The organism is Elongatibacter sediminis (assembly GCF_037892215.1).
GTDB classification, from domain to species: domain Bacteria; phylum Pseudomonadota; class Gammaproteobacteria; order Xanthomonadales; family SZUA-36; genus Elongatibacter; species Elongatibacter sediminis.
The window spans coordinates 209,623-223,901 of the sequence record NZ_JAZHOG010000007.1; the positions used below are offsets into that span (position 1 = coordinate 209,623).

At 66.3% G+C, this 14,279-nt stretch carries 10 protein-coding genes; 2 read left to right on the plus strand and 8 right to left on the minus strand.

What is annotated here, in order from left to right; translation table 11 throughout:
- Positions 1-108 precede the first annotated feature (108 nt).
- The 3 genes from V3330_RS12010 to V3330_RS12020 all read right to left on the minus strand — a co-directional run bounded on the left by V3330_RS12010 (position 109) and on the right by V3330_RS12020 (position 6,831).
- Positions 109-4,365: a DEAD/DEAH box helicase gene (locus V3330_RS12010; protein WP_354695664.1), complete on the minus strand. Its 4,257-nt coding sequence runs from the start codon at positions 4,363-4,365 to the stop codon at positions 109-111.
- A 74-nt stretch (positions 4,366-4,439) separates the two neighbouring features.
- On the minus strand, positions 4,440-4,925 hold the full coding sequence (locus V3330_RS12015; RefSeq protein WP_354695665.1) for a hypothetical protein: 486 nt from the start codon (positions 4,923-4,925) through the stop codon (positions 4,440-4,442).
- A complete protein-coding gene (locus V3330_RS12020) occupies positions 4,915-6,831 on the minus strand; it encodes a glutamate-cysteine ligase family protein (RefSeq protein WP_354695666.1) in 1,917 nt (638 codons plus the stop codon). Before V3330_RS12020 ends, V3330_RS12015 begins: the two co-directional genes overlap by 11 nt.
- 197 nt (positions 6,832-7,028) lie before the next feature.
- On the opposite strand from V3330_RS12020, the gene V3330_RS12025 reads away from it, so the two are divergent.
- The gene (locus V3330_RS12025) at positions 7,029-8,741 is read left to right on the plus strand and encodes an AMP-binding protein (protein ID WP_435791822.1); all 1,713 of its coding nucleotides are present in this window, start codon (positions 7,029-7,031) and stop codon (positions 8,739-8,741) included.
- Here V3330_RS12025 and V3330_RS12030 read toward each other — a convergent pair.
- Positions 8,736-9,974 (minus strand): DNA polymerase IV, encoded by a 1,239-nt coding sequence (locus tag V3330_RS12030; RefSeq protein ID WP_354695667.1) that lies wholly within the window; start codon positions 9,972-9,974, stop codon positions 8,736-8,738. The two genes, V3330_RS12025 and V3330_RS12030, sit on opposite strands and share 6 nt — an antisense overlap.
- A 162-nt stretch (positions 9,975-10,136) precedes the next feature.
- Here V3330_RS12030 and V3330_RS12035 point away from each other — a divergent pair, with 162 nt between their 5' ends.
- Positions 10,137-11,315, plus strand: coding sequence for an aminotransferase class V-fold PLP-dependent enzyme (locus tag V3330_RS12035; protein WP_354695668.1), 1,179 nt, complete (start codon positions 10,137-10,139; stop codon positions 11,313-11,315).
- Between the two features lie 3 nt (positions 11,316-11,318).
- On the opposite strand, the gene V3330_RS12040 is transcribed toward V3330_RS12035, so the two are convergent.
- The 4 genes from V3330_RS12040 to mltG are packed head-to-tail and all read right to left on the minus strand — an operon-like array spanning position 11,319 to position 14,274.
- A complete protein-coding gene (locus V3330_RS12040) occupies positions 11,319-11,660 on the minus strand; it encodes a PilZ domain-containing protein (RefSeq protein WP_354695669.1) in 342 nt (113 codons plus the stop codon).
- Between the two features lie 39 nt (positions 11,661-11,699).
- On the minus strand, positions 11,700-12,641 hold the full coding sequence (gene holB, locus V3330_RS12045; protein ID WP_354695670.1) for a DNA polymerase III subunit delta': 942 nt from the start codon (positions 12,639-12,641) through the stop codon (positions 11,700-11,702).
- A complete protein-coding gene (gene tmk, locus V3330_RS12050) occupies positions 12,638-13,261 on the minus strand; it encodes a dTMP kinase (protein WP_354695671.1) in 624 nt (207 codons plus the stop codon). Before tmk ends, holB begins: the two co-directional genes overlap by 4 nt.
- Entirely contained in the window at positions 13,258-14,274 is a 1,017-nt protein-coding gene (mltG, locus tag V3330_RS12055; protein WP_354695672.1) for an endolytic transglycosylase MltG, read from the minus strand. The genes tmk and mltG overlap by 4 nt, the downstream gene beginning before the upstream one ends.
- Positions 14,275-14,279 lie beyond the last annotated feature (5 nt).

Genomic DNA, 14,279 nt, shown 5'->3' on the forward strand with positions numbered 1-14,279 from the left:
TGCCTGAATGCGGGCTGAATGCGGGCCGGGTTTGACCGCCATTCGGGTCCATTGCGGGTGCGGTGAAAGCGGCCCTGGCCGTGAGCCCGAGTGTGCTTTAATCGGGAATCAGGGCCGGACCCGTTTTTCGTCGTGGTTGCCGGCCTGCAGGGGTCGCACCGTCAACAACCGGGCGCGCAGTTCCGCATCCGTCATCCGCAGCCTGGAATCCAGTACTTCCACCTGGTCGCCGTTTCCGCGGGCCACCGGTACGCCGTCGCGCAGCAGGATGCGCCCGCCGTTGAGCGCCGGGGTTTTCGCCCCGGCCGTGATGATACCGCCGAGGTTCAGGGGGTCCGCCGCCCCGATGACCGCGTATCGGTCCACATCCGTGGCGGCGTGGCGGCGTAACAGGCCGACGGCTTCCGGCAGCGCGAATTGTTCTCCGGAAAAGCCGTCCACGAATCGGCCGCCGTGCACTTCACCCCGGTCCTCCATGCGCCGCAGGTAGCGCAGCAGGTCGCGCCAGGGCGGGAGCAGGCTTTCCCGTTCCAGAACCGCCCGGAACACGACCCCGTAGCGTTTGAGCAGGGCGGCACACACGACGGGTAAATGGTCATCGGGTGTGGCCGGCTCGCCCTCCGCCACGGGAGGCACAGCGCTCCATCGTCCTAACATGCCGCCCCCGGCCAGCAGCGGCGAACGCGGCCGGGCCGAGCGCAACTGGCGGCGCTTGACGTTTTCGGGGCGGATCAGCCAGCGCAGCGGTGAGAACGCATCGGCGGTCACCAGCCCGCGGGCGATCAGGGCTGCCAGGGCGTGTTCCAGTTCGGGACGCAGCAGTCCCGCCTGGTCCTGCAGGTCGGGTGTGAACAGGGCGCCGTGCTCGCGCAGCAGAGCCAGCACCGCCGCGGCCGCCCCCCCGAGGGCCTCGTCGCTGGGCGCCGGGCCGCTCTGCCACAGGCGGGCGTGTGCCCGTTGGACGATGCCGATCGGCGTGGCTGCGATGATCTGCTGCCGCTCCGACGCCCCCTGTGGCGGGCGGAACCAACAGACCTGCCCGCTGAGAAAACACTGGTCCAGTGCTTCCGGCCGGTAATTCCGGCAGCGACTGGCAAGCAACTGATTTTCCCAGCTCGCCAGCGGGGCGACCCAGCCTTCCAGCCTTTCCAATGCCTGGGAAACCTCGGTGTCGGGGGCCTCGATGCCGTGCCAGTCGAGCAGAAAGCGCAGAAACGCCGCCGGCGGCACCGGCCGGGCGGCGCGCCTGCGGCGTTCCCGGCTGTAGCGGTGAATGCGCGCCAGCAGCCGGCGTTCACACCATTGCGCGGGCTCTCCGTCCGGCGCCATCTGCATGGCCACCCCTTCGTTCTGCAGTACGCCCAGCGCCTGTTCGATCACCGCGGCGGACAGGCCGAAGTCCCGCGCCAGTCGCTCCACGGTGACGGGTCCCAGTCCCCCCAGCCGGCTCCGTAACAGTTCGCGCAGGGCGGCTTCGGGGCCGTCGGGCTCCGTTTCGGGCGACCACACCGCCCGCGGGTCGGGAGCCGGTTTGGCTTGTGGATCGAGCGCCAGCACCTCGGCCAGACGTTCGGTGGCGACCCACCACGCCTGACCATTCCCGCGGCGTACGCAGCAGGCCCTGAATTCATCGGCCAGCGCGCGAAACCAGGGGGACCAGTCCGGCTGGGTGAATTCGGCTTCGGTCAGGAATCCGAGCTGCAGCAGTCCATCATGCAACTCGTCCGCATTGCGCGGGGTAATCCAGGCCTCGGCGCGGACCTGGTCGATGGCGGGCACGCTGATGATCCGCAGCATGCCGGCGTCGGCGAGGTCGTTGGGAGTCTGCCGGATGGCCCGGGTGCGCCGGTTTTCCGCTTCACCGTCATCGAGGAACGCGTAAGGCCGGGCGTTGATGATCTCCGCCGCCAGCGGAGACGGGGCGGTCAGATCGACGCAATGAATCGCGCAGTCGCCCTGTTCACGGGCCGCCAGTACCCGTTCCAGACCGCTAATGTCCATGGTCTCGTTCAGGCAGTCGGACAGCGTCTGGCACACCAGCGGATGATCCGGGATCTCGCGTTCCCCGCGAATATTTTCCAGGCAGGCCAACTGGTCCGGAAATACCACCGCCACCAGGTCCTCCGCCTGGTTGCGCTGCCATTGCGGCGGCACTTTACGCCCGTTGCGCATGCGTTGTACGGCCAATGCGATGGTCGCGTTCCAGCGCCAGCGCACTTCGAACATCGGGGCGTCCAGGACGGCCTGGGTCAGCACCTGGCGGACGCTGGCGGCCTTGAGGAAATCGGGAACCGATTCCTTGTCGAAGCTGTGGGTCTCCCCCAGGGACAGGATCAGGCAGTCTTCAAGCGCGGCGGCCTGCAGTTCGAAATTGAAATGCCGGCAGAAGCGTTTGCGCAGCGCCAGTCCCCAGGCCCGAATGACGCGCGAGCCCAGTGGCGCATGGATGATCAGGTGGAGGTCGCCGGTATCGTCGAAGAAGCGCTCCAGGACCATCCGGTCCCGGGTTGGAATGCATCCCAGGGCTTCCCGGGCGGCAGCGAGGTAGCCGGCAGCCTGTTCGCCCGCCGCGGCATGACCGCACTCGCCGATCAGCCACTCACGCAGATCGTCCACGCCGTTTTCGTCCAAGCGCCGGCCGGCCTCTTCGCGCAGCGCGGAGACCGCCTCGGACAGCTCGTCACTGCGGCCGGGCCGGTCGCCGAACCAGAACGGAATGGTCGGCGGCTGACCGTGGGCGTCGTCGACCAGGACCCTGCCCTGCTCGATTTTCAGAACCCGGTAGCTGGTGTTGCCCAACTGGAAGATATCGCCGGGAATACTTTCGAAGGCGAAATCCTCGTTCAGGGTGCCGACCCGGAAACCCTGGGGCTGCATGATGACGTCGTAGTCGAACTGGTCCGGGATGGCGCCACCGTTCTGCAGGGCGGTCAGCCGGGCGGCGGGCCGGGCGCGCAGGCGGCCGTTGACCGCATCGTGGTGCAGAAAGGCACTGCGGCGGCCGCGACGGGTGGCGTAGCCGGTGGCCAGCATGTCGACGACCGCGTCGAACGCTTCCCGCTCCAGGTCGCGGTAGGGCCAGGCACCGCGCAGAACGGAGTACAGCTCGTCGCAATCCCAGTCGCACGCGCTCAGTTCAGCCACCAGGTGCTGCGCCAGTACGTCCAGCGGCGCTTCCGGAATATGCACCCGGTCGAGCTGGCCGTCGCGAATCGCACGGAGCAGTGCGATCGCTTCGACCAGGTCGTCGCGGGTGCACGGGAACAGCCGGCCTTTCGGGGTCGCGTGCACCGCGTGACCGGCGCGGCCCACCCGCTGGATCAGTGCCGAAATGCTGCCGGGCGAGCCGATCTGGCACACCAGGTCGACGTGGCCGATGTCGATGCCCAGTTCCAGCGACGCGGTCGCCACCAGTGCCCGCAGCCGGCCGTTCTTGAGGGCCTGTTCAGCGGCCAGCCGGTGCCGCCGCGACAGGCTGCCGTGGTGAGCGGTGACGGCGTCTTCCCCGAGCCGCTCGGCCAGGTGACGGGCCAGCCGTTCCGCCAGCCGGCGGGTATTGACGAAGATCAGGGTGGTCCGGTGATCAGCGATCAGGCCTTCGAGACGGTTGTAGATTTCTTCCCAGACCTCGTTGGCCATGACCGGAGTGAGCGGGGAACCGGGCAGTTCCAGCTGCAGGTCCCGCTCGCGCTGGTGCCCGGTGTCGACGATGGTACAAGGCTGCCCGCCGGTGAGGAATTCGGCGATGGTTTCGATCGGCTTCTGGGTCGCGGACAGCCCGATCCGTCGGGCCGGCGCCGGCAACAGGGCATCCAGGCGCGCCAGTGACAGGGTCAGGTGACTGCCGCGTTTGCTGCCGGCCACGGCGTGGATTTCATCGACGATGACCTCGCGCACTCCCGACAGCATGGCGCGGCCGGAGGCGGAGGTCAGAAGCAGGTACAGGGATTCCGGGGTGGTGACCAGGAGCTGCGGCGGGCGCCGGCGCATTTGCTCCCGTTCGCCGGGCGTCGTGTCGCCGGTGCGAACTGCGGCGCGAATGCCCGAGTCACGGCCGTGCGCGCCCTGCAGCCAGTCATCGATGCCGGCCAACGGCGCCTGCAGGTTTTTTTCGATGTCGTTGGACAGCGCCTTGAGGGGTGAGACATAAAGCACCTGAACCGCGTCCGGCAGCGGTTCGTGTTGGGCGCGCCGGACCAGGTCGTCGATGGCGCAAAGGAACGCGGCGAAGGTTTTACCACTGCCCGTGGGTGCGGCGATCAGCACATTCCGGTCGGCGCGTATGGCCTTCCAGGCGGCGACCTGAACCGGGGTGGGAGCATCGAAACTGGCTTCGAACCAGTGCTGGACGGCCGGATGGAACATCGTTCCATTGTAGCGCGGCCATTCTCAAAATCCGCGAATCCGAAACCCGATCGGCCCGGCGTCGGGCGGAACCTTCACTCCAGGACGTTTTCGAGCTCCAGCGCTTCCCAGCGCGCGGCGGCCAGCAGCCATTCGCCGTCCTCCATGCGCCACCGGGATTCGACCTGATATACGCGCCCGGCGTCCGGCATCCAGTTTTCCCCGCCGGTGAACAGAACGCGAAAGCGGGCGGTTGCCGTGTCCCCTTCCCCGGCCTCCACCTGAATCGGCAACAGCCGGGCGCTGAGCCGTTTGTAGCGGTGGATGTAGTAGAGCACCATGGCGTTGAACTGCTCACGGTTCATGCGGCCGTCCTGCGCATTGAAATCCGGGGCCACGTGATTCATGAACGGGCGGCGCTCGACCGCCTCCAGCCGCGCTTCCATGTCGCGAATGACGGCGATGACCTGCTGTTCCACGCTGAGCTGTTGACTGCAGCCCGGCGCCACCGTCACCAGCGCGACGAGCAGAACCAGAAAAACGGCGCCCGGGGGCACCCGGGCGGCTGTCTCAGGCTTCATCCGCCAGGTAGGATTCGAGCAGGTGCGAGGACACCACGATCAGGTCATGTTCGGTCACCAGGCCCACCAGTTTGCCGTCGCGCAGCACCGGCAGGCAGGCAAGCTGCTTTTCGCGCATCATCCGGATGGCCTCGACCGTGCTGGTGCTGGTGCTCACCGTCACCGGGTCCGGATTCATGATCTCGCTCACCGTCACCTTTTCCTCGCTGCCGAAGCGGCCCTGGGCCACCAGGCGCAACAGGGCCCGATGCGATACCAGTCCGACCAGCGCGCCGGAGTCGTCCTCGACCGGCACGTGACGCACGTGCCGCCAGTCCATCAGGGTGGCGGCGAAGTCGACGATGTCGTCCGGGCGTACCGTGAACAGGTCGGTGCTCATGAACTGGCCGACCTGCCGGTAACTTTCCCGCCAGTCCTGCTCTTCGCAAAAACCGGCCAGTTTCCAGCGGCTGATGGGCTCGCCGCCCGACTGCTGCTTGACCATGCTGCTCACCAGCGAGCGCATGCGCTGCTCCAGGGTTCCGCGACTGCCGATGCTCTCGAGCGATTCCAGCGCCCAACGCGAACCGGTCCGCCGCTCGGCCACCCGTTCGGTCAGTACACCCAGCAGCCGGTCGATGTCGTTGCGGTCGATGTTCATGTGCTCCAGCCCTTCACGGGCGAGCGGAATAAGCTGTTCTTCGATCAACTGTTTGGCCGGCAGGTAGCTGTCGTCGAACCAGTTGAGTTGAGCGCGAATGCCTTCGCGCGCGGCCGCCAGAAAATTGGTTTTGACGTCCTCGAAGCGGATCTGCGTGCGGATGTCCTCGTGCTGCTCCGCCATGCCGGCCATCATGCCGAAAAAGAACGCCGCGTTGGCCATTTCGTCCACCAGGGTGGGTCCGGACGGAATGACGCGGTTTTCGATGCGCAGATGGGCGACGTTGTCGACCACCCCGTAACACGGACGGTTCCACCGGTACACGGTGCCGTTGTGCAGCCGCAACGCGTTGAGCCGGGGTGAATCGCCCCGCTCCACCATGCCCAGCGGATCGTCCTCGGTTTCCGTGGTCAGAATGATGCGGTTGCGGGCGATGTCTTCCTTGAAGATTTCGGTGACCGATTCCTCGACCCAGTGGTCGCCGAAATGTACGCGCGGTTGCTGGCCCCGGGTCTTGTGGACCGTGGAGCGTGAATCCACGGAATTCTGAAACACCGCGATGCGGGTCTCGTGCCACAATCGCTTGCCCAGCAGGATCGGCGAATTGGCGGCGGCGGCGAGCAATGGCGCTGTCACCACCTGGGCGATGTTGTACAGGCGCGCGAATTCTTCCGGACCGACCTGGAAGTGAACCTGAAAGCTGGTGTTGCAGGCTTCCAGCATCACGTTGTCGTGTTCCACGGATAGCTGGTCGATGCCGTTGATGGTGAAGCGGAAGGCCTCGCCGCGCAGCGCGCGAACGGCGTCGTTGAGGGCGTGATACCGGGGCGCCGGCACCATGGAATCCAGTCCCAGATTGCCCTGGGTGAGGCTGGGCAGGATGCCGACCAGGGCGATGTCGCAGCCGCTGCGCCCGGCGGCCGCGCGCGCCCGTTGGTACAACTCCCGAAGTTCGGCTTCCATTCGGCCCAGGCAGTCGCCGCCGAAGAGCTGCGGCGAGAGGTTGGCTTCGATGTTGAACAGGCCCAACTCGTTGGTGAAGCGCTCGTCATCGATGCCGTCGAGCATTTCCAGCGCCTTGTTCGCAGGGCCGAATGCGGCATCGACGATGAACATCTCCTGTTCCGCGCCAATCCGGCGGATACCGGTCTCGACCCGGCCGGACTCCAATAGTTTTTCCAGCGCCCGAACTTCCTCGAGCAGTGCGCGCATGAAGGCCTGGTGCCGGGCCTCGTCAGTGTCGCGCTGGACGTTTTGCTCACCCATGGCCGGATTCTCCTGGTCCGGGCTGCCGACCCGGCGATCATATACACCGAGGGCGACGGCTGGCAAACGCGGTGTTCGCCTTGCCGGTCCACGGCCGGTGTGCTGCAATGGGGTATGGTCCCGTTCTGGGCGTTGCCGACGGCGGTCACATCCGGAATATCGGCGCGAACCGAACACGGACCCAGGACAGCCCTGACATGAGCCAAACACGAGGTGCTGCAGTGGACAAACCCTGGCTGGCGAGCTATCCAGACGGCGTACCACATGAAATCGATCTCACCGGTCACCGTTCCATCGTTGACCTGTTCCAGACCAGTTGCGAGACCTTTCGCGACCGGGTCGCCTATACCAGCATGGGAACCCGGCTGACGTACGCGGATCTCGATCGGCTGACCCGACAGTTCGCCGCCTGGCTGCAGCATGAGGGGTTGAAACCCGGTGACCGCATCGCGCTGATGATGCCGAATGTGCTGCAGTATCCGGCGGCGGTGTTCGGTGCGCTACGCGCCGGGCTCGTGGTGGTGAACACCAACCCCATGTACACGCCCCGCGAATTGCGCCACCAGCTGGTCGATTCGGGTGCCCGGGCCATCGTCGTTGTGGAGAATTTCGCCCACGTGCTGGAGCAGGTGCGCGATGAAGTTCCGGTGGAGCACATCATCACCACCGGGGCCGGCGACCTGCTGGGTTTCCCGCGGAGTGTGCTGGTCAATTTCGTGGTCCGCCATCTGCGCAAGGCGGTTCCCAAGTGGCAGCTTCCGGGTTCGGTAACGTTTCGGAGCGTGTTGGACCGGGGCGCCCGCCTGCCGCTGGAACCGGTCAACGTGGGCTTCGAGGACATCGCGTTCCTGCAGTACACCGGCGGAACAACCGGTGTGGCCAAGGGCGCCATGCTGACCCACCGCAACATGGTCGCCAACATGCTGCAGTCCAGGGCCTGGCTCCAGGCAGCGGGCATCGGTGAAGAGGCCGAGGTCATCATCACCGCGTTGCCGCTATATCATATCTTCGCCCTGACGGCGAACTGCCTGGTGTTCACATCGCTGGGTGGAACCAATGTGCTGGTTGCCGATCCACGCGACATGCCCGGCTTCGTCAAGGAGCTCTCCCGGGTTCCGTTCACGATGATCACGGGCGTCAACACCCTGTTCAACGGTCTTCTCAATACACCCGGTTTCAGCGATCTGGATTTCAGCACCCTGAAAGGGGCGCTGGCCGGCGGCATGGCCCTGCAGCGCGCGGTGGCCGAGCGCTGGAAGTCGGTGACCGGCAAAACCCTGGTCGAGGCCTACGGATTGACCGAGACCTCGCCGGCCGCATGCATGAATCCCCTCGACCTCGAAGCGTACAACGGGTGTATCGGCTTGCCGATTCCGTCGACCGAATGCGCGGTCATGAACGAAGACGGCGATCTTCTTCCGGCCGGCGAGACGGGCGAACTGGTGGTGCGGGGACCGCAGGTGATGAAGGGTTACTGGCAGCGCGAGGAGGAAACGGCCAGGGTAATCACCCAGGATGGCTGGTTGCGCACGGGCGACATCGCCATGATGGTGGACGGCGGGTATTTCCGCATCGTCGATCGCAAGAAAGACATGATCCTGGTGTCGGGATTCAATGTGTTTCCCAACGAGATCGAGGACGTGATCGCCCTGCATCCGAAGGTCGCGGAGGTGGCCGCCGTCGGCGTTCCGGACCCGAAGTCCGGCGAAGCGGTCAAAATCTACGTCGTGCCCAGTGACGACTCACTCACCGAGGAGGAACTGCGCGCTCACGCGGCCGAAAACCTCACCGGTTACAAGCGGCCCCGCATGATCGAGTTCCGCGACGACCTGCCCAAGAGCAACGTCGGAAAGATCCTGCGGCGCGAATTACGCGAGGAAGAGCAGCCACCGGCGGACCCCGCCTCATGAATCGCCGCGGCGGCGCCGGAGCGTCTGTCCGTGCACGATCTTGTTGCCGCCGTATCGGCGGTTGATCGAGTCCATCAGCGCATCCAGTGGCCTGCTGTCGGGTCCGTCCAGCGGCATGGGCGTTGTTTCGCCCGGCTCGGCATCGGGTCCGGGATGGTGGTCCAGCCCGCTCACTCCCACACCCAGCAAACGCACCGGCGTGGACGGGTGGCTTTTGCGCCAGCCGTCGAACAGCGCCCGCGCGAGGTGGTACACGGTCTGCGTGGCGTCGGTGCCGGCCGGCATGCTGCGGGAGCGCGTGACCGTGCGAAAGTCCGGATCACGAATCTTGACCACCACGGTGCGCGCCAGCAACTGGCGCCGGCGCAGGCGCGCCGCCACCAGATCGGTGAGGTGTTGCAGTTCGGCGCGCATTTCCTGCAGTTCGGTCAGGTCGGTATCGAAGGTGACTTCGTGACTGATGGACTTGTCCGGACTGTCGCTGACCACCTCGCGGTCGTCCTCACCGCTGGCCAGCCGCCGGAAGTGTTCCGCGCGCTTGCCGAGCAGGCTGCGCAGGACGGCTTCATCGGCGCGGCGTAGCTGGCCGAAGGTCAGCAGGCCCTGCGCCTTGAGCTTCGGTTCCGTGCGCGGGCCGATTCCCCACAGACGCCGGATCGGCATCGGGTCGAGAAACCCGTGCACGGCATCGGCCGGCACACAGACCAGCCCGTCGGGCTTTTGCAGATCCGAGGCGAGCTTGGCCAGAAACTTGTTGTGCGCCACGCCGACCGATGCGGTCAGACCGGTGGTCTCATGGATATCGGTTTTGATCCGGCGCGCGATGGCCTCGGCGCTGCCGAACAGGCGCAGACTGCCGCTCACGTCGAGGAAAGCTTCATCCAGCGACAGGCCCTCGACCCGCGGCGTATAACGTCTGAACAGGCTGAAAATACGTGCCGATTCTTCCCGGTAGCAGTCCATTCTCGGACGCAGGTAAACCGCCTGCGGACACAAACGGCGCGCCCGTGCCATCGGCATGGCGGAGTGAACCCCGAACTGGCGGGCAGCGTAATTGGCAGTCGAGACCACACCGCGCGGCCCCAGTCCGCCGACCACGAGGGGTTTGCCGGCCAGCTCGGGCCGGTCCCGCTCCTCCACCGAGGCATAGAAGGCATCCATGTCGACGTGCAGGATGGCGCGGTGCGACAGCGCTGGAGGCGAATCGGCTGTGGATTCACTGTCGCGGGACATGGGCTCAGGGCTCCGGGTTCATCGCGCCGGCTTCTGCGCGGAGGTCGCGGGCACTGCGGATTCGAAATGGTGGATACGGCACATCGGCTCACGCCCACGGGTTCGTCGCCTGCGCACGGACCGGGATTTGCCCGGCGGCAAGGCTCGGGTCATTATAGCCCCATGCGTAATCCTTCCGGCGGCGCCGACCTGCAGGCGCTCATTTCCGATCAGTTTCCCGGCGCGGGTGACGGCGTGTACGCCAACCACGCAGCCATGTCGCCATGGCCGCGCTGCGTGGCCGAAGCGGTCCGCGCATTCGCCGACGAAAACCTCAACCACGGGCCGGCGAACTATCGCGACTGGATCGCGCGAGAACGGCGGTTGCGCGAACAATTGGCCGCTCTGCTCGAAGCGCCCTCCCCGGCCGATATCGCGCTGGTGAAGAACACGACCGAGGGCATTTCCCTGGTGGCCCATGGCCTGGACTGGCAGGCCGGCGACCGGATCGTACTGCCGCTTGGCGAATTTGCCTCCAATCGCCTGCCCTGGCTGGCGCAGCAGCGCCATGGCGTGACACTGCAGGAAGTCGACATCCGGGCCGCCGCCGATGCCGAAACGGCGCTGATCGAGGCACTGGATGACCGCACCCGGCTGCTGACCGTCAGCGCGGTGCAGTGGAACGATGGATTCCGCCTCGACCTCGAACGCCTGGGCGCGGCCTGCCGCGCGAAGGGGGTGTTGTTTTTCGTCGACGCCATACAGCAACTCGGGGCCCTGCCGCTGGACGTCAGCGCCTGCGGGGCTGATTTTCTCGCCGCCGACGCGCATAAATGGCTGCTCGGTCCCGAGGGCATCGCAGTGTTCTACAGCCGGCCCGAAGCCCGCGCGCGGCTGCGCTTGCGGCAGCATGGCTGGCACATGTTCGAGAACCCCTGGGCGTTCGAGCGCAGCGATTGGACACCGGCCTCCTCGGCCCGCCGTTTCGAGGCGGGCAGCCCCAATTCCCTGGGTCAGGTGGCGTTGGCGGCCGCGCTGGAACTGCTGGCAACCGTCGGCCCGGACATCGTTGCCGAACGGGTGCGCGGAAACTCGGGCTGGTTGCTGGAGGGGCTGGATGAACTTTCCGCGGTGGAAACGATCAGCCGCGCGGCGCCTGAACGTCTGTCGGGTATCGTCAGTTTTCGGCCGCGCTCGATGCCGGCCGGCGCCTTGCATCGCGCGCTGCAGGCGCGAGGGATCGAAACCTCGGTTCGCGCAGGCGCGATCCGGTTGTCGCCGCACTTCTACCAGGGGTCGGACGAACTGGAACGATTGCTCGAAGGAATACGAGAAGGCCTGGCCACCGGGACCGCCGGCTGATTCCTACATCGTGTGCGTACTGGCGTTGCTCTTGATCATCGCGGCCAGGTGGGATTCGATCACGGTGCGCGCATGCGCGCCATCCGGGGTGTCGGCGAATTGCACGCCGATGCCGGCCTTACGGTTGCCCGCCGCGCCCTGCGGCGTAATCCAGATCACCTTGCCCGGAATGGGCAGGCGCTCTTCGAATTCCATGACCGTGAGCAACAGGAACACTTCGTCGCCCAGTTGAAACTTCTTGGTGCTGGGCACGAACAGCCCGCCGCCCTGGACGAACGGCATGTAGGAACGATACAGGGCCGTCTTGTCGGTGATCGATAGCGACAGAATTCCTTGCTGGGCCATGCCTGGTTCGTTCCTTGTCCGGTGCGGGTCGACGCCGGATCAGCGCCCGGCCGTCTGCTGCCATTGTACCAGCCAATCCCGCAGAAGTAAGTCCTGGCGGACCGGGGTGGCCACCAGGCGCAGATTACGGTTGGCCAGGGCATTGAGGTGGAGCAGACCGGAGATTCCCGCCGATTCCGCCTCCCGGGACAGGCGGCGGCGTGCCCGCGCGGCCGAGGCCAGCGACAACCAGCGCCAGCACTCCGCGGAATCCAGCTCCATCAGCCGGGTGAACGCATCGGTGGCGCCGCCGGGCTCGGTCGCCAGTCGATCCAGCGCCTCGCACAGTTGACGAAAGTCGTCGATACGTCCGCTGTCCAGCAATTCGGCGGCCTGCAGCGGACTGCCGGCCCCCGCTTCCAGCGCCAACAGGGCGGATTCGCGGTCCGTGCCGGCCTGCCCGGCCAGCCAGTCGGCCGCCTCGGTGGTTTCCGGCTGACGAATCGCCACGGACTGGCAACGGCTGCGTACCGTGGCCGGAAGCCGCGCTTCGTCGTGACTGACCAGGATCAGGACCACGTCACCCGCCGGTTCTTCAAGCGTCTTGAGCAGTGCGTTCGCCGCGTTTCGATTCATCGCTTCGGCCGGGTGTACGATCGCGACCTTGCGCTGGCTGAGGGTATTGGTGAGTTGCAGCGAGGTGATCAGCGCGCGGATCTGGTCGACGACGATTTCCTTGCGCATCTGACCCTTGTCGTTCGGCTCGAAAGTGACCCGACGAAAATCCGGATGCGCACCGCCCTGCATCAACTGGCAGGAGCGACACGTCCCGCACGCCGGGCGGGTCTGTTCCAGGCACAGCAGGTCCCTGGCTTCGCCAAGGGCCAGGCCGACCTTGCCCAGGCCGGCGGGGCCACTGAACAGCAACGCATGGGCCTGCCGGTCCTCGGTGGCATTGCGTGCCAATCGCGCTTCGGCCTCGGTCAGCCACGGATAAGTCATGTCGCCAACCGGCGTTCCAGCACGCCTTCCACGCTGCGCCAGACCGCTTCGAGGCCAGCGCCGGCGTCGACCACGGCGAACCGCTCCGGTGCCGCGGCGGCCCGTTCCAGGTAGTTACGGCGCACCCGTTCGAAAAAGGCCATGGACTCCTGTTCGATGCGGTCGGCTTCACCGCGGCCGGCCATGCGGCGCATGCCGGTTTCGACCGGTACATCGAGCAGTATCGTCAGATCCGGCTGCAGGTCGCCATGCACGGCTTGTTCCAGTTGACCGATCAGTTCCAGCGGTCCGTCGCGGCCGGCGCCCTGATAGGCCCACGTGGCATCGGTGAAACGATCGCACAGCACGGTTTTGCCGGCGGCCAGCGATGGGCGAATCAACTCGGCCAGGTGCTGGGCACGGGCGGCGAACACCAGCAGCAGTTCCGCCACCGGGTCGAACGACTCGTGATCGTGGTCCAGAACGATGGCCCGAATGCGTTCGGCCAACGGCGTGCCCCCGGGCTCGCGGGATTGCACGACTTCGTGGCCATGGGCTTCCAGCCATCCTCTGGCGCGGGCGACCATCGTGCTCTTGCCGGCACCCTCCCCGCCTTCGAAGGTGATGAACCGGGCGCTCACGGTGTTCTCTCCAACAACTTCTTCACGGCTTTTTCGTGTTCCTCCAGAGTGGCCGAAAAGGTATGGCCGCCAGCACCATCGGCGACGAAAAACAGGGCATCACCGGGCCGGGGCTGCGCGGCCGCCATCAACGAAGCCCGCCCCGGCAGAGCAATGGGTGTCGGCGGCAGACCGTGGCGAGTATAGGTGTTGTACGGCGTGTCCGTGACCAGGTCACGGCGCCGAATGTCGCCGTCGTAGGCTTCGCCGATGCCGTAAATCACGGTCGGATCGGTCTGCAGCCTCATGCCGCGGCGCAAACGGCGCACGAAGACGCCGCTGACGTCACCCCGTTCCGCTTCGACCGCGGTCTCTTTTTCGATAATGGAAGCGAGAATGAGCAATTCATAGGGGCTGGTGACCGGATGGTCTTCGTGCCGTGCCGCCCAGGCCTGTTCGAGCGCCGCCCGCATGTCCCGGTGGGACCGCAGCAACAGTTCACGGTAGCTGTCGCCCCGCACGAATGAATAGGTTTCCGGAAGGAACCAGCCCTCGGGATTGACGTGTCCGTCGACCAGGGTCGGCAGGACCGTCGTCGCCGCGTCCGGCGGCACCCCCGCACCGAGCACGGGGTCGGCGGCCAGTGCATCCAGCAACTGGCGAACGGTCCAGCCTTCGACAATGGTGAAGCGGTAGCGGATGACGTCGCCGCGCGTCAGCCTGCCGAGCAAGTCGGCCGGCTTCATGCCCGTTTCGAGCCGATATTCGCCGGCCTGGATGATTGCCGGTTCCAGGCGCAGCAGCAGGCGCCAGGTCCAGCCGTTCCGGGTGACACCCATATCCGCCAAGCGCGTCACCATGCTGATTCCGCTCATGCCGGGCTCGACCACCAGCACCCGGCCTTCGGCCGGCAGCCGCAATGGCGTGGACAGAAAAGCCTGGTAGTCCCGCCAGGCCAGCCAGCCGGCCAGTGCGGCGACTCCTGCCGCCAGCGCCAGGCCACCGGCCAGCCACTTGAGCCCCCGGCTCAGCATCGATG

What these genes read in the sequence shown, in the direction of transcription:
- V3330_RS12010 (WP_354695664.1), bottom strand. Translation starts at nt 4,365, where the DNA reads ATGTTCCATCCGGCCGTCCAGCACTGGTTCGAAGCCAGTTTCGATGCT.
- V3330_RS12015 (WP_354695665.1), bottom strand. Translation starts at nt 4,925, where the DNA reads ATGAAGCCTGAGACAGCCGCCCGGGTGCCCCCGGGCGCCGTTTTTCTG.
- V3330_RS12020 (WP_354695666.1), bottom strand. Translation starts at nt 6,831, where the DNA reads ATGGGTGAGCAAAACGTCCAGCGCGACACTGACGAGGCCCGGCACCAG.
- V3330_RS12025 (WP_435791822.1), top strand. Translation starts at nt 7,029, where the DNA reads ATGAGCCAAACACGAGGTGCTGCAGTGGACAAACCCTGGCTGGCGAGC.
- V3330_RS12030 (WP_354695667.1), bottom strand. Translation starts at nt 9,974, where the DNA reads ATGTCCCGCGACAGTGAATCCACAGCCGATTCGCCTCCAGCGCTGTCG.
- V3330_RS12035 (WP_354695668.1), top strand. Translation starts at nt 10,137, where the DNA reads ATGCGTAATCCTTCCGGCGGCGCCGACCTGCAGGCGCTCATTTCCGAT.
- V3330_RS12040 (WP_354695669.1), bottom strand. Translation starts at nt 11,660, where the DNA reads ATGGCCCAGCAAGGAATTCTGTCGCTATCGATCACCGACAAGACGGCC.
- holB (WP_354695670.1), bottom strand. Translation starts at nt 12,641, where the DNA reads ATGACTTATCCGTGGCTGACCGAGGCCGAAGCGCGATTGGCACGCAAT.
- mltG (WP_354695672.1), bottom strand. Translation starts at nt 14,274, where the DNA reads ATGCTGAGCCGGGGGCTCAAGTGGCTGGCCGGTGGCCTGGCGCTGGCG.